18 protein-coding genes are annotated in these 18,526 nt (G+C 62.5%); 14 read left to right on the top strand and 4 right to left on the bottom strand.

The features are described 5' to 3' along the window. Positions 1–17: 17 nt before the first annotated feature. Positions 18–1,067, top strand: a complete 1,050-nt coding sequence (pdxA, locus tag O3297_RS19490; RefSeq protein ID WP_034778825.1) for a 4-hydroxythreonine-4-phosphate dehydrogenase PdxA — start codon at positions 18–20, stop codon at positions 1,065–1,067. A 52-nt stretch (positions 1,068–1,119) separates the two neighbouring features. After that, entirely contained in the window at positions 1,120–1,899 is a 780-nt protein-coding gene (gene rsmA / locus O3297_RS19485) for a 16S rRNA (adenine(1518)-N(6)/adenine(1519)-N(6))-dimethyltransferase RsmA (RefSeq protein ID WP_034778823.1), read from the top strand. A gap of 13 nt (positions 1,900–1,912) precedes the next feature. Here rsmA and O3297_RS19480 read toward each other — a convergent pair whose 3' ends face one another. Beyond that, positions 1,913–2,830 (bottom strand): LysR family transcriptional regulator, encoded by a 918-nt coding sequence (locus tag O3297_RS19480; RefSeq protein ID WP_070281784.1) that lies wholly within the window; start codon positions 2,828–2,830, stop codon positions 1,913–1,915. Between the two features lie 225 nt (positions 2,831–3,055). Between O3297_RS19480 and O3297_RS19475 the strand changes: the two genes are divergently transcribed. From O3297_RS19475 to O3297_RS19445, 7 genes are read left to right on the top strand one after another with little or no spacing between them, the layout of a single operon-like run. Next, a complete protein-coding gene (locus O3297_RS19475; RefSeq protein WP_257217400.1) occupies positions 3,056–4,171 on the top strand; it encodes a porin in 1,116 nt (371 codons plus the stop codon). 57 nt (positions 4,172–4,228) lie between these two features. Then, on the top strand, positions 4,229–5,251 hold the full coding sequence (locus O3297_RS19470; protein ID WP_034778817.1) for an ABC transporter substrate-binding protein: 1,023 nt from the start codon (positions 4,229–4,231) through the stop codon (positions 5,249–5,251). A 21-nt stretch (positions 5,252–5,272) separates the two neighbouring features. Next, positions 5,273–6,112: an ABC transporter permease gene (locus O3297_RS19465; protein WP_211548492.1), complete on the top strand. Its 840-nt coding sequence runs from the start codon at positions 5,273–5,275 to the stop codon at positions 6,110–6,112. Continuing rightward, positions 6,109–6,888, top strand: coding sequence for an ABC transporter permease (locus O3297_RS19460; RefSeq protein WP_034778814.1), 780 nt, complete (start codon positions 6,109–6,111; stop codon positions 6,886–6,888). The genes O3297_RS19465 and O3297_RS19460 overlap by 4 nt, the downstream gene beginning before the upstream one ends. Positions 6,889–6,901: 13 nt before the next feature. Then, positions 6,902–7,933, top strand: coding sequence for an ABC transporter ATP-binding protein (locus tag O3297_RS19455; RefSeq protein ID WP_034778812.1), 1,032 nt, complete (start codon positions 6,902–6,904; stop codon positions 7,931–7,933). Positions 7,934–7,952: 19 nt separating this feature from the next. Beyond that, on the top strand, positions 7,953–8,897 hold the full coding sequence (locus O3297_RS19450) for a nucleoside hydrolase (protein WP_305049494.1): 945 nt from the start codon (positions 7,953–7,955) through the stop codon (positions 8,895–8,897). 25 nt (positions 8,898–8,922) lie between these two features. Further along, positions 8,923–9,984: an adenosine deaminase gene (locus O3297_RS19445; RefSeq protein WP_305049492.1), complete on the top strand. Its 1,062-nt coding sequence runs from the start codon at positions 8,923–8,925 to the stop codon at positions 9,982–9,984. On the opposite strand, the gene O3297_RS19440 is transcribed toward O3297_RS19445, so the two are convergent. Continuing rightward, the gene (locus O3297_RS19440; RefSeq protein WP_305049490.1) at positions 9,981–11,366 is read right to left on the bottom strand and encodes a short-chain fatty acyl-CoA regulator family protein; all 1,386 of its coding nucleotides are present in this window, start codon (positions 11,364–11,366) and stop codon (positions 9,981–9,983) included. The genes O3297_RS19445 and O3297_RS19440 overlap by 4 nt on opposite strands. A 157-nt stretch (positions 11,367–11,523) precedes the next feature. Between O3297_RS19440 and O3297_RS19435 the strand changes: the two genes are divergently transcribed. Genes O3297_RS19435 through mmsB form a run of 5 tightly spaced genes read left to right on the top strand, consistent with a single transcriptional unit; the run spans position 11,524 to position 17,037 of the window. Beyond that, the gene (locus tag O3297_RS19435; RefSeq protein WP_034778805.1) at positions 11,524–13,032 is read left to right on the top strand and encodes a CoA-acylating methylmalonate-semialdehyde dehydrogenase; all 1,509 of its coding nucleotides are present in this window, start codon (positions 11,524–11,526) and stop codon (positions 13,030–13,032) included. 9 nt (positions 13,033–13,041) lie between these two features. Beyond that, complete coding sequence (locus O3297_RS19430) at positions 13,042–14,202, top strand: acyl-CoA dehydrogenase family protein (RefSeq protein ID WP_305049488.1); 1,161 nt, start codon at positions 13,042–13,044, stop codon at positions 14,200–14,202. After that, positions 14,199–14,984: an enoyl-CoA hydratase gene (locus O3297_RS19425; RefSeq protein ID WP_092607275.1), complete on the top strand. Its 786-nt coding sequence runs from the start codon at positions 14,199–14,201 to the stop codon at positions 14,982–14,984. Before O3297_RS19430 ends, O3297_RS19425 begins: the two co-directional genes overlap by 4 nt. Further along, on the top strand, positions 14,977–16,107 hold the full coding sequence (locus O3297_RS19420; protein WP_305049485.1) for an enoyl-CoA hydratase/isomerase family protein: 1,131 nt from the start codon (positions 14,977–14,979) through the stop codon (positions 16,105–16,107). Before O3297_RS19425 ends, O3297_RS19420 begins: the two co-directional genes overlap by 8 nt. Before the next feature lie 27 nt (positions 16,108–16,134). Next, positions 16,135–17,037, top strand: coding sequence for a 3-hydroxyisobutyrate dehydrogenase (gene mmsB, locus O3297_RS19415; protein ID WP_034778800.1), 903 nt, complete (start codon positions 16,135–16,137; stop codon positions 17,035–17,037). Between the two features lie 186 nt (positions 17,038–17,223). Here mmsB and O3297_RS19410 read toward each other — a convergent pair whose 3' ends face one another. Both O3297_RS19410 and O3297_RS19405 read right to left on the bottom strand, forming a co-directional pair. Next, complete coding sequence (locus tag O3297_RS19410; protein ID WP_305049483.1) at positions 17,224–17,805, bottom strand: hypothetical protein; 582 nt, start codon at positions 17,803–17,805, stop codon at positions 17,224–17,226. A 35-nt stretch (positions 17,806–17,840) separates the two neighbouring features. Further along, positions 17,841–18,440 (bottom strand): hypothetical protein, encoded by a 600-nt coding sequence (locus O3297_RS19405; RefSeq protein WP_070254715.1) that lies wholly within the window; start codon positions 18,438–18,440, stop codon positions 17,841–17,843. Between the last annotated feature and the right edge of the window lie 86 nt (positions 18,441–18,526).

Genomic DNA, 18,526 nt, shown 5'->3' with positions numbered 1-18,526 from the left:
CCGCTGATTCATTGCGCATGAGTAACTTGCCCCTTGCACGCCGGCCTGCCATCGCCATTACCTGTGGCGAGCCGGCCGGTGTCGGCCCGGAAATCTCCATACGCGCGGCCTGGGCCATGCGCAATGAAGTCAACTGCATCCTGCTGGGCGACGCCGCCTTCCTGGCGCTGACGGCCAGCCTGATCGATCCGGACATCCGCCTGGCGGCGCTGTCGCTGCAAGCCGTGCGCAACAGCGGCCTGCCCCAGTTCGGGTCTGGCCGCCTGGCCGTGATCGATATTCCCACTGTTAACAATGTCATTCCTGGCGTACTCGACAAGGAAAACGGGCGTTCCGTGCTCGCGACCCTGGACGCGGCCGTGGAAGGTGTCCAGGCAGGCTGGTTTGGCGCCATGGTCACGGCGCCCTTGCAAAAGAGCACGATCAACGATGCCGGCGTGGCCTTTTCCGGCCATACGGAATACCTGGCGGAAAAAACCGGCACGCCGCAAGTGGTGATGATGCTGGCCGGCGAACCCGGTCATGGCGAACCGACCCTGCGCGTGGCGCTGGCCACCACGCATCTGCCATTGAAGGACGTGTCCGCTGCCATCACCATGGACAGTCTGGCCGTCACCCTGGATATCATCCAGGCCGACTTGCAACAGAAATTCGGCATCGCCGCGCCGCGCATCCTGGTCACCGGCCTGAACCCGCACGCGGGCGAGGGCGGGTATCTGGGACGCGAGGAAATCGATGTCATCGCCCCGGCGATTGCCGCGGCGCAAGCGCGCGGCATCGATGCGCGCGGGCCGTATCCGGCCGACACCTTGTTCCAGCACAAATACCTGGCCGATGCCGATTGCGTGCTGGCCATGTACCACGACCAGGGCTTGCCCGTGCTGAAATACGCGACCTTCGGGCGCGGCATCAATATCACCCTGGGCTTGCCGTTGATCCGCACCTCGGTCGACCACGGCACGGCGCTGGACCTGGCCGCGCAAGGGCTGGGGCTGGCCGATTGCCACAGCATGGAGCAAGCCCTGCAAACGGCGCTCGACATGCTGCGCGCCAGCAGCCGCGCCTGATCGCTCACCGGTTTTACCCCGCTACACCGCCCCTAGAATAGAAAAACAGAATATGAAACACGTTGCCCGCAAACGCTTTGGCCAGAACTTCCTGCATGACCGCTTCGTCCTCGACGACATCACGGCCGCCATCGGGCCGCAGCCGGACGATGCCATGGTCGAGATCGGCCCCGGCCTGGGCGCCATGACGGAGCAGCTGCTGCGCCATTTGAAGCAGATGCACGTGGTGGAACTGGACCGCGACCTGATCGTGCGCCTGGAAAAGACGTTCAATCCGGCCAAGCTGACGATCCACTCGGGCGACGCGCTGAAATTCGATTTCGCGCAAATCCCCGTGCCGGCCGGCCAGAAGCTGCGCATCGTGGGTAACTTGCCGTACAACATTTCGAGCCCGCTGCTGTTCCACCTGGCGGACTTCGCACCGCTGGTACAGGACCAGCATTTCATGCTGCAAAAGGAAGTCGTCGAGCGCATGGTGGCCGAACCGGGCAGCAAGGCGTATGGCCGCCTGTCCGTGATGCTGCAATGGCGCTATGACATGTCGCTGCTGTTCATCGTGCCGCCGACGGCCTTCGATCCGCCGCCGAAAGTGGAATCGGCCATCGTGCGCATGATCCCCGTGGCCGAGCGTCTGGCGTGCGACCAGGCCACCCTGGAAGCCGTGGTCATGAAGGCCTTCTCGCAGCGCCGCAAGGTGATCCGCAACTGCCTGGCCGGGATGTTTACCGAAGAGCAAATCAAGGCGGCCGGCATCGACCCGACCCTGCGTCCTGAAACCGTGGGCCTGGAGCAATATGTGGCTTTGGCGAATTTGCTGAAGGCGCCGGCCTAGCCCCCGGTTTAACTCAAAACCACTGGTCGACCTGCTGCAAATCCTGCCGCAGGGCTGAGAAACAGTCGTCGACATGGTGGTTGCGGCTGATTTCATTGCGCCGCATCAAGGCGATCTTGCGCTTGCAGGTGGGCTGGCGCAGCGGTGCCACGTGCAGGTCCTCGTCGTTGAGGAAAGTCGTGTACAGGCTGGGCATGATGCCGACGGCGATGCCGGCGCGCACCACGCCGTACAGCGACTCGCTGTGGATCATCTGGTACAGGCTCGACGGGCTCAAGCCATGCTGGCGCAGCGCGCTCGAAGCGAACTCCCAGATGCTGCCCTTGGTAAACACGACGATTTCCTGCCCCGCCAATTGCTCCCAGCGCACTTCCTTGAGCGGCGCCAGCGCATGGCGTCCCGCCGTCACCAGCACCAGCTCATCTTCGAACAGGCCCACGCTTTCCAACGACACGGAACCGGGCACCTCGATACCCACGCAAAAGTCCAGCTGGCCAGAATGCAGGGCGTGCAGCAAGCCGTCGTTGGGCATGTCCGACAGGACGATTTCCACTTCGTCGCCATGCTGCTCGCAGTAGCGCGCCACCACGACGGCTGTCATCGCCATGGCCGAGGGGATCGCGCCGATGCGGATGCGGTGCCGGCCGCTGCCGATGGCGCGCTGGATATCGGCAAAAGTGTTGCTTGCCGTATTTAATAAATGCGTGGCGTAGTCGAGCGCCAGCTTGCCTTCGCGCGTCAGTTCCAGCTGGTGGGTTGTGCGGTTAAACAACTTTTTCCCCAGTTGATTTTCCAGCAGCTTGATCGAGGCGCTGAGGGCTGGCTGCGTCACGCACAATTCCTGTGCAGCCTTGCTGAAGCTGTTTACCCGGGCTAAGGTGGAAAACGCTTGTAAATGTCGTAAGGAAATCTTCTTGCTCAACTCATGCATGGGTTTGCTTATTAGAAAAAGTAATGGATTTATAAAAATAAACAAATTTTCTTATCCCGCAATTTACCATATTCTGGACTGGTCTTTACTTGTCTTGAAGGCAACAATCTTCAGAGAAGCGCTTGCCAGGCGGCGCCGGTACTCGCGCTAGCACGCCATGCAAGGGACGCATCAATAAAATAATTCCAAAAAAACTCAGGGTTTATTCTTTTTAGGGTGGCGGCGATGAACAAATGGATGACGGGAACGATGGTAGTGGGTGGCTTGTTGGCGGCGCAGGGTGCGGCGCAGGCGCAAAGCAGCGTGCAAGTGTATGGCTTGCTGTCGGCCGGTATCGGCTATGTGTCGGATGAGGGCAAGGGCAGCCGCACGCATGCGCTGAGCGGCACGAATCAGAATCCCCGCATCGGTTTTCGCGGCCAGGAAGACCTGGGCAACGGCACCAAGGCCATCTTCGTGCTGGAAAACGGTTTTAATGTCATGACGGGCACGGCGTCGCAAAGCGGTCGCCTGTTCGGCCGCCAGTCGTATGTGGGTTTGTCCAGCAATGACAAGGGTACGCTCACCCTGGGGCGCCAGTACGAAGCCGTCAAGGACCTGCTGGGTCCGGTCGTCATTGCCAGCAATGGCGTGCATATCGGCGACAACGATAATGGCTACAACAACCTGCGCGTGCAAAATGCCGTCAAGTATGTCAGCCCGAACATCAGCAACCTGTCGTTCACGGGCTTGTACGGCTTCAGCGAAAACCCGGAAGATTCCAACCGCAACCGCGTCTACAGCATGGGTGCCGGCTACAAGGTCGATGCCTTCAGCTGGGCCGTCGCCTACACCAAGATGGACCACCCGAACAGCCCCGATGCGCCGAATGGCGCCATCGGCAATGACTATGGCAGCTCCTTGTTGATCTTCAACAAGAGTGCCGTCAAGGGCGCGGGCGTGGACAGCCAGGCCATCGCCGGCACGGGAGGCTTTTATAATGTGGGCAAGACCAAGTTTGGCGCGTTGTACACCAACGTGCGCTACCACTACCTGGATCAAAGCAATCTGACCTTGCAAAACGTGGACTTGAACGTGAACCACAAGCTGACGGAAGCGCTGAACCTGGGCGCGTCGTATTTCTTTACCACCGGTAAATATGACGTGATCAACAAGACGCCGAAATGGCATCAGGTCAACTTCCAGGCCGATTACTTCCTGTCCAAGCGTACCGATGTCGCCATCACCTGGAGCTACCAGAAAGCGGCCGGCGACGCGACGTTCGCCCGCGTGTTCGGCTTCGGCGCCTCGGGCGGCAAGACGCAAAGCGTGCTGATCGTTGGCATGCGACATTATTTCTGAGTCTGATTCATCTTTACAGGCGCTGTCCCCCAGCGCCGTCCCCTGAAAGGAAGCATCTTGAAAAAGCACCTCATGTTGGCGTTGAGCCTAGGCTTGCTGGCTAACGCCGCCCACGCGGAAAAACGCGAGCTGGTCATTTCGGCCTATCCGATTGCCCAGCCCTTGTTCATGAAGTATGTGTACGAGCCGTTCAAGGCCAAATGCGGTTGCGATATCAAGGTGGAAACGGGGAATAACGCGGACCGTATCGCCAAGCTGGTAGTGCACAGCAAGAACCCGGTGATCGACCTGGTGCTGCTGTCCGATTCCGGCATGCTGGAAGCGGCGCAAAAGGGCGTGATCCAGCCCATGGATTACTCCAAGCTGAGCAATTACAAAGCCCTGTACGACGTGGCGAAGAACCCGATCGGCGGCAACTTCGCCGTCGGCTATACGCTGTACTCGGTCGGCCTGGTGTACCGCAGCGACAAGATCGCCCCGCTGACGTCCTGGAAGGACCTGTGGCGCCCTGAACTGAAGGGCCGCGTGGCCTTCCCCGACGTGAGCACCACGCAGGGTCCCCTGATGCTGCGCATGGCCGATGCGGCCTGGGGCGGCAAGACGGACGACTACGCCACCGGCTTTGCCAAGATCGTCGGCATGAAGGGCAACGTCGTCACGTTCTCGAAAAACAGCGCGCAGCTGGCGGCCCTGTTCGCCCAGGATGAAATCTGGGCCGCGCCCGTGGCGCGCTTTACCTGGTCGCAAATGCTCAAGACGGGCCTGCCCCTGAAATGGAGCATCCCGGCCGAAGGCCAGGCGGCCGGCATGAACGTGATGGGCATCGTCGCCGGTTCGAAGAATGCGGACCTGGCCTACCAGCTGATGGATTTCTGGCTGTCCAAGGAAGTGCAGACGCAGCTGGCCACCAACCTGGTCGACTCGCCCGTCAACAAGGACGTGCGCCTGTCGGTGGCGGCCGCGCAATTCAATACCTATGGCGCCGACCAGATCAATTCGCTGAAATTCGTCAAGCCGGAAACCATCCTCAAGCAGCGCACGAACTGGATGACGCAGTGGAACAAGGCCATGAGCAAATAGTGGTGACGAGGAGAAAACACCATGTTTGCTGATCCAAAAAAGCGCCTGGGACTGCTGCTGGTCCTGCCGGCGCTGATCTTTATCATCGTCTGCTTCCTGCTGCCCGTGCTGGCCTTGCTGGTCGACGCCTTCCGTGTCGGTGACGGCATGCAGTGGGGCTTCGACCGCTTCATCGAATTCTTCTCGCAGGAATTCAACCGCACCATCTTCTGGCGCACCCTGCGCATTGCCGCGCTGGTGACGCTGGCGTCGATCATCCTCGGCTACCCGGCCGCGCAAGCCGTGGCACGCGTGTCGCCGAAGTGGCGCGGGCTGGTGGTTGGCATGATGATCCTGCCGCTGATGGTCTCGCCGATCGCGCGTACCTATGCCTGGATCGTGCTGTTGGGCCGTAACGGCGCCGTCAACGCGGCACTCGTCAACATGGGCTTGACGGAAGAGCCGCTGCGTTTGCTGTTCAGCGAATTCGCCGTGTTTGTCGGCCTGCTGCAACTGCTGCTGCCATTGATGCTGATGTCGCTGGCGGGCGCGCTGGAAAACCTGCCGCGCGACGTGGAACCGGCTGCCGCCACCCTGGGCGCCAATCCATGGCAAGTGTTTTGCAAGGTCACCCTGCCGCTGACGCAGGAAGGCCTGGTCGTCGGCGGCACCCTGGTGTTTACGGGCTGCGTGACGGCCTATGTGACGCCAGCACTGCTGGGCGGCACCAAGGTGCTGATGCTGGAAACCCTGCTGTACCAGAAGGTCAGCGTGGAGAGCGATTTCGGCGCGGCGAATGTCATCGCCGTCATCCTCGTCTGCATGACTTTGCTGGTGAATGCCGGCCTTAAACGTATTTCCTCGAGCCGGAGTTCCGTATGAAAGAAAGCCTGTTTTCACGTGCCGTTTTATGGCTGGTATTCCTGTTCCTGCTGGGGCCATTCGCCATCGTCGTGCTGGCCGGTTTTAGCGGCGGCGAGACGCTGGCGTTCCCGCCCGAGTCGTACTCGCTGCGCTGGATCATCGAAGTGTGGTCGGCGCCCGAGTTCCGCCGCGCCTTCCAGACCAGCCTGGAAATCGGCCTGATCGCCACCGTGATCGCGCTGCTGCTGGGCATACCCGTCGCGTATGCGTTTTCGCGCATGCCGCCGCCCGGCATCGGCGCCATCCGTCAGATACTGACGTCGCCGCTGATCATTCCCGCCATCCTCGTCGGGCTGGGCTTGCTGCACCACCTGGTGCTGACCATCAACGCGCCCGTTTACGTGGGCCTGCTGATCGGCCACATCGCGCTGCTGATTCCGTACTCGGTACGCGTGGTGTACGCCAGCCTGGTGAATTTGCGCGTGGATATCGAGGATGCGGCCATTACGCTGGGCGCATCGCGCCTGCGGGCGTTCTTCATGATCGTGCTGCCGAATATCCGCAACGCCGTGATCGCCGCCTTCTTCCTCGCCTTCGTCACTTCGTTCAACCAGGTGCCCGTCTCGCTTTTCCTGACGGGCCCTGGCATCAGCACCTTGCCGATCGAGATGCTGGGCCATATGGAAAACAGTTTCGATCCGTCGATCGCTGCCCTGTCGACCTTGCTGGTCTTGTTCACCATGGCCTTCGTGATGGTGACCGAGAAGGTGCTGGGCATTTCTAAATACATGTAAGAGGCAACACACCATGAGTTATCTGGAACTGCACAAGCTGAACCTCGGCTACGCCAAGAACACGACATCCGTGAAAGACCTGGACTTGCACGTCGAGCAGGGCGAACTGATTTCCCTGCTGGGCCCCAGCGGCTGCGGCAAGACCACCACCATGCGCGCCATCGCCGGCCTGATGCCGCTGCAGTCGGGCCGCATCGTGCTCGACGGCCGAGAAATCGGCAAGCTGGCGCCGAACAAGCGCAATATCGGCATGGTCTTCCAGTCGTATGCGCTGTTTCCGCACCTGAACGTGTATGACAATATCGCTTTTGGTTTGCGCCTGCGCAAGGTGGCGCCGGCCCTGCTGAAAACGAAGGTGGAAGCGGTGATCGCCGCCGTCGGCCTGACGGGCTTTGAAACGCGCTTGCCGGCGCAGATGTCCGGTGGCCAGCAGCAGCGCGTGGCGCTGGCGCGCGCCATCGTCGTCGAACCGGCCCTGCTGCTGCTGGACGAACCGCTGTCGAACCTGGACGCCAAGCTGCGCGTGCAGATGCGCGCCGAGTTGCGCCGCATCCAGCGCGAACTGGGCATCACCATGCTGTACGTGACGCATGACCAGGAAGAAGCGCTGGCCCTGTCCGACCGCATCGTCGTCATGAACGGCGGGCGCATCGAGCAGCTGGCCGCGCCGGAAGCCGTCTTCAATACGCCGTCGACGCGCTTCGTTGCCAACTTCATGGGCTTCGAGAACCTGTTCGACTACCGCGACGGCGCGCTGCACCATGCGGGCGCCAGCCTGCCGTACACGTCTCCCGTTGCTGCCGGTACCACGGTGCTGGGCTGGCGTCCGGACAAGGTGCGCGTGTGCGCGGCCGACGACGCTGCGGGGCAATACCCGGGTACCGTGCTGGCACGTGGCTTCCTCGGCGACACCGTCGAATACCTGCTGCAAACGCCGCTGGGCCAGGTCAAGGGCATTTGCGCGGCCGGCGGCGCCGCCTGGCGCGAGGGCACGGCCGTGTCCTTCGTGCTGCCGTCCGACAGCGCCCTGTGGCTGGGCGCCTGATTTCTGAATGGAAACCATCATGACCCAAGCCTTGAAAAAGATCTGGCTCGATACCGATCCCGGTTTCGACGACTGGCTGACGATGCTGCTCCTGGGCAGCAATCCCGGTATCGAGTGGCTGGGCGTGAGCGTGGTGGCGGGCAATGCGCCCGTCGACATCACCTACGACAACGCCTTGCGCATCAAGGCCCATGATGGCTTGACGGTGCCCATCTACCGCGGCTGCGAAGAGCCGCTGGCCGGCGTCATCGAAACGGCGCAGCGCATCCTCGGCGACAGCGGCATGCCCACCACTGGCGAGATCCTGCCGCCCGGCGCGGCCAGTGACGCTGCCGGCCACGCCGTCGACGCCCTGATCGCCGCCGTGCGCAAGCATCCCGGCCAGATCACCATCATGGCGATCGCGCCGATGACGAACCTGGCCACGGCCTTGAGCCGCGCGCCCGACATCGCGGAAAAAATCGTTGAAATCATCCTGATGGGCGGCTCGACCGACCAGGGCAACCACACGGCGGCGGCGGAATTCAATATCTATGCGGACCCGGAAGCGGCCGCCCAGGTCTTCCAGGCCGGCATCCCGCTGCGCATGTTCGGCCTGAACCTGTGCCGCCAACTGCTGGTCACTAAACTGGAGGTGGCGCAGCTGCGCGCCATCGGCACGCCGCGCGCCCAGCGGCTGGCCGGCTACCTGGAAGCGTATGTGCGCATCCGCAGCAGCGATGGTTCCGTACCCATGCCGATGTACGACCCGGTGGTGGCCCTGTACCTGGAAGCGCCGCAGCTGTTCCAGTTCCAGAGCGCCCACGTGGCCATCGAATTGACGGGCGAGCTGACGCGCGGCATGACGGTGTGCGAGTTCCGCGTGCCGCGCCGCGCGCCCATCAACACGCAGGTGGCGATGCTGGCCGATGGCCCGGCCGCCATTGAACTGCTGATGCAGCGCCTGGCCGGCATTCTCGCCTGATCCACTTCATTACGAAACGAGTTTCATGTCTAATTCCCCCCTGAGCATTGAACAGTTTTTACGCGCCATGCCGAAAGTGGAGCTGCATTGCCACCTGTTTGGCACGGTGCGCCAGGCTACTTTCCGCGCGCTGGCCGCCAAGACGGGCAATGTCGTCACCCCCGAGGACATCGACGCGTTCTATACGCGCGGCGACAAGCCCGTCGGCGTGCTGCGCGTGCTGCGCGCGCTCGACGCGCACCTAATCGTCTCGCCGACGGACCTGTATTGCCTCGCCTACGAATACCTGGAAGACGTGCATGGCCATGGCGTGCGCTATGCGGAGTTCTTCTGGAACCCCACCGGCACCGTGCGCGTGTCGGGCATCCGCTATGACGCGGCGCAAGACGCCATCGTGGCCGCCATCCGCGATGCGCAGCGCGATTTCGGCGTGATCGGCCGTTTGATTCCCAGCATTGACCGCGAAGCCGCTCCTGCGGAAGCCGTGCAGATGGTGGAATGGATGAAGGCGCACCGCGCGCCGGAAGTCATCGGCATCGGCATCGACTACCGCGAAAACGACCGCCCGCCCGAGCTCTTCATCGAAGCCTACCGCGCCGCACGCGAGGCCGGCTTCAAATGCACGGCGCACGCGGGCGAATTCGGCATGCCGTGGATGAACGTGGCGACGGCCATCGAGCAACTGCAGGTGGACCGGGTCGACCATGGCTACACGATTGTCGACAATCCGGAACTGGCGCAGCGCTGCGTGGAGCGGGGCCTCGTGTTTACGGTGGTGCCGACCAATTCCTACTATCTGCGCACCCTGGCGCCCGAGCGCTGGGCGCTGGACCACCCGATCCGCGCCATGGCCAAACTGGGCTTGAAACTGCATCCGAACACGGACGACCCGACCCTGCACCACGTGACGCCGACGGGCGCGTGGATGATGATGCGCGAATTCGGCTTCGGCCTGGACGACATGCGCGGCTTCATGTTGAATGGCCTCGACGCGGCCTGGATCGATGAATCCACGCGGCGCGACTGGCGCGCGGAATTCACGCGCGAATTCGACGCGCTGCGCGCCCGCGTGGTCGACGAGTCCTAAGCCGATACGGGCGGCGGCGCCAGCAGCAAGGATGGAAACGCCCGCTGCGGGCACGCCTGCCGCTCGCACACCTTGCAGCCCGTGCCGATCGGCGTGGCGCTGCTCGGGTCGTGCAAATCGAGCCCCTTCGAATAGATCAATCGGTGCGCCTGCGAGATGTCGCAGCCCAGCGCCACGGCAAAGGTCTTGCCCGGTGCCCGGAAGCCCGGCGAGGCCGTGCTGACCTGGCGTGCGATCCATAGGTATGTGCAGCCGTCCGGCATGCTGGCCACTTGCGTCAGCACCTGGCCCGGATGGCTGAAGGCGTCGTACACGATCCACAGGGGGCACGTGCCGCCCACCCTGGAAAAATGGAAGTCCGTGGCCGACTGGCGCTTCGAAACATTGCCGGCGCGGTCGACGCGCACGAAGAAGAATGGCAATCCCGCCGCATCGGGGCGCTGCATGGTGCTCAGGCGGTGGCACACGGCTTCAAAACCCACGCCGAACTGGTGCGCCAGGCGCTCGATATCGTAGGCGCGCGCTTCCGCCGCCTGCAAAAAGCGTTGATACGGCATCAGCAAGGCGCCGGCGAAATAATTGGAAAACGCCAGGCGCGCGCTCGTTTGCGCGGCTGCACTGGAGAATCCTGCCGCCAGCACCAGGGCGTCGATCAGCTCGCTGTGCTCGAGCAAGCTGATTTGCGCCGCCATCTGGAAGGCGCGCTGGCCGCCCGTCAGGGTGTCGGGTAGCCACAATATCTGTTGCTGGGCGTCGTAGCGGTGCTTGCGCACCATGCCCGCGTCGCCATCGGACAGTTGCACCTTGACGCCGTGGCGCTCCAGCAAGCGGCCTTGCAGCGCATCGGGCGTGCGCAGGGCGGGATCGAATTCCCCGGCCACCAGCTCCGCCGCCCGGTCCAGTTCATCGATGTAGTTCTGCCGCCGGTTCAGGTATTCGCGCACTTCCTCGTCCGTGGACGGGGCTGCCGAACTGGCGCCGCGGCTGCCGTCGTCGAGACGCGCAGCCAGGGTGTCGGCCCGTTCCGCCATGACCCGGTAGCGCCGCTGCAAGAGCAAAATCGAGCGCGCCAGCTCCGGCATGTTTTCCACCAGCATCTTGAGTTCCGCCATCGACGTGGGCGGCGCATCGGGCAATTCGCCGAACACGTCGCGCACGTCGGCCACCAGGCTGGCGCTGTCGTGTTCGGAAAAGATTTGCGGATCGACGCCCAGCACGGTGCCGATGCGCAATAAAATCGGTACCGTCAGCGGACGCTGGTTGCGTTCCATCTGGTTCAGGTAGCTGGGTGAAATGCCCAGGGACTTGGCCAGCGCCACCTGCGTCATGCGCCGTTCCTCGCGCAGCCGCTGCAGGCGCACGCCCATGAAAACCTTTGCCATCGCGTTTCCTCTTCCCCGGTTTGTGGAATCTGCAAATTTACAACATTTGCAGATTAACAGATTCAGCTTTGCATTATCTCGCATTTTCACGCCTTGTTTGTGGCAGCTATTGTGCGAATAATGCAAACAGACATATACCCACACCAGGAGACTTCGAGTGACCACGCAAAACGCTATTCCAACTGTTCCCCTCTTGATCAACGGCGAGTGGGTTGAATCCCAAACCACCGTCTGGCGCGACGTCGTCAACCCGGCCACGCAGGAAGTACTGGCCAAGGTACCGTTCGCCACGCCGGAGGAAGTCAACGCGGCTATCGCCTCGGCCCAGCGGGCCTTCAAAACCTGGCGCAAGACGCCGATCGGCGCGCGTGCGCGCATCTTCCTCAAGCTTCAGCAGCTGATCCGCGAAAACATGGCCGACCTGGCCGCCACCTTGACGATGGAACAGGGCAAGACCCTGCTCGATGCGGAAGGCGACGTCTTCCGCGGCCTGGAAGTGGTGGAACATGCGGCCAATATCGGCACCCTGCAAATGGGCGAATACGCGCAAAACGTGGCTGGCGGCGTCGATACCTACAGCGTGATGCAGCCGCTGGGCGTGTGCGCCGGCATTACCCCGTTCAATTTCCCCGCCATGATCCCGCTGTGGATGTTCCCGATGGCGATTGCCTGCGGCAATACCTTCGTGCTGAAACCATCGGAGCAAGATCCGCTCGTGACGGAAAAGCTCGTGCGCCTGGCCTTGCAGGCGGGTATTCCGGCTGGCGTGCTGAACGTCATTCACGGCGGCGAAGACGTGGTCAACGCCCTGTGCGACCACCCGGACATCAAGGCGATTTCCTTCGTCGGTTCCAGCAAGGTGGGCACGCATGTGTACCAGCGCGCCAGCCTGAACGGCAAGCGCGCGCAATGCATGATGGGCGCCAAGAACCACGCCGTCGTCTTGCCGGATGCAAATAAAGAACAGACCCTGAACCAGCTGCTGGGTGCGGGTTTCGGCGCCGCCGGCCAGCGCTGCATGGCGGCATCGGTGGCGGTGCTGGTGGGCGAAGCGCGCGAATGGCTGCCGGAATTGTCGGCCAAGGCGCAAACCCTGACGGTCGGCGCGGGCAAGGACAATCCGGACCTGGGCCCCGTCATCTCGTGCGCGGCGAAAGAGCGCGTGTTCAGCCTGGTCGCCAAGGGCATCGAACAGGGCGCCGTGCTGACCCTCGATGGCCGCGACGTCAAGGTCGATGGCTATCCGAACGGTAACTTCGTCGGTCCGACGATTCTGTCCGGCGTGAAACCGGGCATGGTCGTGTATGACCAGGAAATCTTTGGCCCCGTATTGATCGTCGTCGAAGTCGATACCCTGGATGAAGCGATTGCCCTGGTGAACGCAAATCCGAACGGCAACGGCACGGCGCTGTTTACGCAAAGCGGTGCAGCCGCGCGCTACTTCCAGGAAGAAATCGACGTGGGCCAGGTCGGCATCAACGTGCCCATCCCCGTGCCCGTTCCCCTGTTCAGCTTTACGGGTTCGCGCGGCTCGAAACTGGGCGATTTGGGTCCGTTCGGCAAGCAAGTCGTGCTGTTCTACACGCAGACGCAAACGATCACCCAGCGCTGGTTCACGGACGCGGCCTCGGTGGGCAAGGTCAATACCACCATCAGCCTCAAATAAGGAGCTGGCATGGACTTTGAACTGAGCGACGAGCAGCGCGAGTTCCAGCAGGCGGCGCGCGCGTTTGCCGAAGGCGAACTGGCGCCGCACGCGGCCCATTGGGACGCGGAATCGATTTTTCCCGTGGAAACCATCGCCAAGGCGGGCGAGATGGGCTTTTGCGGCCTCTACACGCCGCAGCGCTGGGGCGGCCTTGGCCTCTCCCGCCAGGATGCGGCCATCGTGTTTGAAGAGCTGGCAGGTGGCTGCACCTCGACCACGGCCTATATCACCATCCACAACATGGCTACCTGGATGCTGTCGCGCTGGGGGCAGGAAGCCCTGTGCGACGAATGGGTGCCGGCCCTGGCCGCCGGCCAGAAACTGGCCAGCTATTGCCTGACGGAACCGCAGTCGGGCTCCGACGCGGCCTCCCTGCGCACCAAGGCAGTGAAGGAGGGCGATTTTTATGTTCTCGACGGCACGAAGGCCTTCATTTCCGGCGCGGGCCAGACGGACATGCTGATCGTCATGGCGAGAACCGGCGGCGAGGGCGCGGCCGGTATTTCCGCCTTTGCCGTGCCGGCCAATCTGCCCGGCATCGTGTATGGCAAGAAGGAAGAAAAGATGGGCTGGAACAGCCAGCCCACGCGCATCATCAGCTTTGACCAGGTGAAAGTGCCGGCAGCGAACTTGCTGGGCGTGGAAGGCGAAGGCTTTGCCATTGCCATGAAGGGCATCGATGGCGGGCGCATCAATATCGCCGTGTGCTCGGTGGGCACGGCGCAGGCAGCCCTCACGCGGGCGCAAGCGTACATGAAGGAGCGCACGCAGTTCGGCCGCGAGCTGGCGCAATTCCAGGCGCTGCAATTCAAGCTGGCCGACATGCTGACGGAACTGGTGGCGGCGCGCCAGATGGTGCGCCTGGCGGCGTGGAAACTGGACCAGGAAAGCCCCGACGCCACGGCATATTGCGCCATGGCAAAACGTTTCGCCACGGATGTGGGTTTTAATGTTGCCAACGATGCGTTGCAATTGCATGGCGGCTATGGCTACATCCGCGAGTACCCGCTCGAGCGCCATGTGCGCGATACGCGGGTGCACCAGATCCTGGAAGGGACGAATGAAATCATGCGCCTGATCGTCGCGCGAGCGATTTTGAAAGACGGCGCCACGGAGAATCTGCGATGACCAAAGTGTATACAAATTTGCTGCTGGAACGCCATGGCCATACGGCCCTGGTGACGCTCGACAACCCGCCCGCCCATACGTGGACCCAGGCCAGCCTGAACGCGCTGACGCAACTGGTGGCCGACCTGAATGCCGACCCGGACGTGTACGCTCTCGTGATCACGGGCGGCGGCGCCAAGTTCTTCTCTGCCGGTGCCGATCTGAAGGTGTTTGCCGATGGCAACAAGGACACGGCGTTCGCCATGGCCGCCGCGTTTGGCGAGGCGTTCGAGGCGTTGTCCGCGTTTCGCGGCGTCAGCATTGCCGCCATCAATGGCTATGCCATGGGCGGCGGACTCGAATGTGCGCTGGCCTGCGACATCCGTATTGCTGAAGAACATGCGCAGATGGCTTTGCCGGAAGCGTCCGTCGGCTTGCTGCCGTGCGCGGGCGGCACGCAGCACTTGCCGTGGCTGGTGGGCGAAGGCTGGGCCAAGCGCATGATTTTATGTGGCGAACGGGTCGATGCGGCCAAGGCGCTGGCTATCGGCCTGGTCGAGGAAGTCGTGCCAACCGGCAAGGCTGCCGCCACGGCGCTGGCCCTGGCCGCCAAGGTGGCCCGTCAAAGCCCCAGCAGCGTGACGGCGTGCAAGACCCTGATCCAGGGCGCGCGCAGCCATCCGCTGGTCAACTCCCTGCCCGATGAACGCACCCTGTTCCTGGGCCTGTTCGATACGCAAGACCAGAAAGAAGGCGTGCAAGCGTTCCTGGAAAAACGTCCGGCGGAGTGGAAGAATGGCTGAAAGTACCCTGATTGAAACTGTGAAAATCGAGGAACGCGACTGTCCCGGCGGCATGAAGCTGGGCGTCATCACCCTCGATGCGCCAAAGTCCTTGCATGCCTTGACCCTGGACATGATACGCGCCATCGATGGCGCTCTCGTGCGCTGGGCCAGCGACGCTGCCATCGCCTGCGTGGTGCTGCAATCGTCGACCGACAAGGCTTTCTGCGCGGGCGGCGACGTGCGCAGCCTGCGCACGGCCATCGTCGAGCAGCCGGGCGTCGTGCCTAACCCGCAGGCGCTGGCCTTCTTTGCCGAAGAATACCGGCTCGACCACCGCATCCATACCTATGCAAAGCCGCTGATGGTGTGGGGCGGCGGCATCGTCATGGGCGGCGGCCTGGGCCTGATGGCCGGCGCCAGTCACCGCGTGGTGACGGAAAGCACGCGCATCGCCATGCCGGAAATCACCATTGGCCTGTTTCCCGACGTGGGCGGCAGCTGGTTCCTGGGCCGCATGCCGGGACGCAGCGGCCTGTTCCTGGGCTTGACGGGCGCGCCATTGAACGCGGCCGATGCCCTGTTTGCGGGTCTCGGCGACTATTTCCTGCGCCAGGAAGAGCGGGCCATGGTGCTCGACGCGCTGGCACTGGCGCAATGGCAAGCGAGTCCGCAGGCGAACAGCGAACAGCTGGACCGGTTGCTGCGCGGCTTTTCGGCGCCAACGACGGTGTTGCCCGTCTCGGAAGTGCGCGCCAACTTCGACGCCATCGCCGCCTTGACGCAAGCGCCCACCTTGCCTGAAGTGGTGGCCGCCATTGCCGCGTATGACGGCGATTCGGCGTGGCTGCAAAAGGCGGCCCACTCGCTGGACAAGGGCGCGCCCACTTCGGCCGCTTTGGTGTGGGCCATGCGCGAACGCACGCGGCATCTGAGCCTGGCGCAAGTGTTCCAGCTGGAATTGATCGTTGCCGTGCAATGCTGCGCCCATGCCGATTTCCGCGAAGGCGTGCGCGCCTTGCTGATCGACAAGGACAACGCGCCGCAGTGGCAGCCGGCAAGCCTGGCCGACGTCAGCGCAGCGTATCTGGACGAGTATTTTGCGGCGCCGTGGACACAGCATCCATTGGCGGATCTACCTTAAATAAAAGAATAACTGGAGACTTTCACCATGCAACATATCGCTTTTATCGGCCTGGGCAACATGGGCGCGCCGATGGCCCGCAATCTGGTGGCCGCCGGCTTCCACGTGTCCGTGTTCGACCTGGCGCCAGCGGCAGTGGCTTCGCTGGTCGAGGCGGGCGCCACGGCGGCAGCGTCCGCCAGCGCGGCCGTACAGACGGCCGACGCCGTCATTACCATGCTGCCAGCCAACAAGCACGTGCAGGAACTGTACCTGGCGGCCGGTGGCGTGCTGGACTCGGCCAAGCCGGGCGCCTTGTTCATCGATTGCAGCACCATCGCCGCCGACGTGGCGCGCCAGGTGGCGCAGGCGGCCAGCGAACGCGGCTTTGCAATGATCGATGCGCCCGTCTCGGGCGGCACGGCGGGCGCGGCGGCCGGTACCCTGACCTTCATCGTCGGTGGCAGCGAAGCGGCCTTGCAGCAGGCGCGGCCTTTGCTGGAGAAGATGGGCAAGAACATCTTCCATGCGGGCGAGGCGGGTGCGGGCCAGGTGGCGAAGATTTGCAACAACATGCTGCTGGGTATTTTGATGGCCGGTACGGCGGAGGCGCTGAACCTGGGCGTGGCGCATGGCCTGGACCCGAAAGTGTTGTCCGACATCATGGCCAAGAGCTCGGGCCGCAACTGGACCCTGGAAGTGTACAACCCGTGGCCGGGAGTCATGGACGGCACGCCCGCGTCGCGCAATTACACGGGCGGCTTCGGCACGGCGCTGATGCTGAAGGACCTGGGCCTGGCGCAGCAGTCGGCCCTGTCGGCGAATGCGCCCACGCCCTTGGGCGGTCTGGTGCGCCAGTTGTACCAGATGCATGCGCAAGCCGGTTATGCGCAGCAGGATTTCTCCAGCATCGTGCAAATGCTGCAGCCGGGCTTGAACAAGCCTGCCTGAGGAATTTTGGGCAAAAAAAAGCCCGCTGGTAAAAGCGGGCTAAATCCAATTCTTGGAAGAGTTGGAGGAGACAGATGCATTATGCTGCATCGCCACATATAACTCCAATTTATATTTTGAATATCAAATATAGATTTTCATGATATCTCTTCCCGGTAGCCGCCTGGCGGCTACCGTTACTACAACTTAGGCCGGATTGCAGGCGACCTTTACCGATGTCACATTCGCTTCGCCCATGGTGCCGCCGCCTGTGCCCGGCTGTACGACGCACAGCAGACCCTTCGGCTGCACGGAGACGCTGACGCCATAGGTATCGCCATAGGCGACGGAGCCGGCCATGGTAAAGGTCGTGGCGTCCTTGACCACTGTTGTTGTGGTACTACCGTTAATCAGCACCAGACCGTCCACCGTCAGGCCGGAAATCGTGCCACCCACGGTATATCTGTTTTGCGCGCAAGCAACAGCGGCGCTGATAGTGAGGTAATGACCAGCCGAACCGGAACCACCGCTGATGCTGCAAGTCATGTGCGCCGGTTGCTGCTGGATGGTGATGTTGTAGTCGGTACCATAGTCGATGCGCTTGGCAAAGGTAAACGCTGTTTTCCCCGCAGGAACCGGCAGGGAGTCGCCGCTATTGACCAGGATCAGTCCTTCATTGTTCAAGCCTGAGATCGTGCCGCTGACATCATACGAGGCCTTGCCGCCGCAAGCGGCCAGTCCCAAGGTCAGCAGCAGTGCGGCGATAGGGCGCAAGCAGGATAACTTCATGTATTTCTCCAAAAATAGGTGACGGATCGCAAGGATTACTGCGGCTTGCAGTCGAGTGTGGCTGCGGTCGTGGCGGCAGATCCCATCTTGCCGACCGTATCGCTGCCATCGGCACTGCTGGAACCCTGGAAGCGGCACGTCAGGCCCGTTGGCTGAGCCAGTATGGAAATGCCGTACGAGGCGCCGTCATCAACGCTTTTGAATTCGTAGGTGGTGGCGCCAGCCAGCAGGGTGGTGCCGTTGGGGCCCATCACCAGGCGCAAACCATCCGTGGTCAGGCCCGTGACCGTGCCGCTCAGCGGGTAGGCGTTGGTCTGGCAGTTCACCTGGGCCGTGGTCACGGAGTAGCTCGATGCCTTGCCGACGCCATTGATAATGGTGCAAACGGCACCCTTGGGCTGTTGTGCGATAGTGATATTGTAGCGGTCATCGTTCTTGACCAGCTTGGTGAAAACAAAGCTGGCCTGGCCCGCAGGAATCGGCAAGCTTTCCCCGTCATTCAGGAGAATCAGGCCATCTTTGGCCAGGCCGACGACTTGGCCTTGCAAATACAGGTTGCCGCCGCTGCCACCGCAGGCTGCCAGTGTGACGGCGCAAGCCGCCGCCAGCATCGAGCGCAGGTACAAATTTTTCATACATTCTCCAAAACGAATTAGGTTGGGTAGCGCAACGCGGACGCTGGCGCCGCATTGGAATGGCGCCTATTTTAGTCTATCTGGCA

Origin of the sequence: Janthinobacterium sp. SUN128 (assembly GCF_030587275.1) — a bacterium.
In the GTDB taxonomy this organism is placed as follows: Bacteria; Pseudomonadota; Gammaproteobacteria; order Burkholderiales; family Burkholderiaceae_D; genus Janthinobacterium; species Janthinobacterium lividum.
This window is presented reverse-complemented; position numbering and strand designations above follow the sequence as displayed.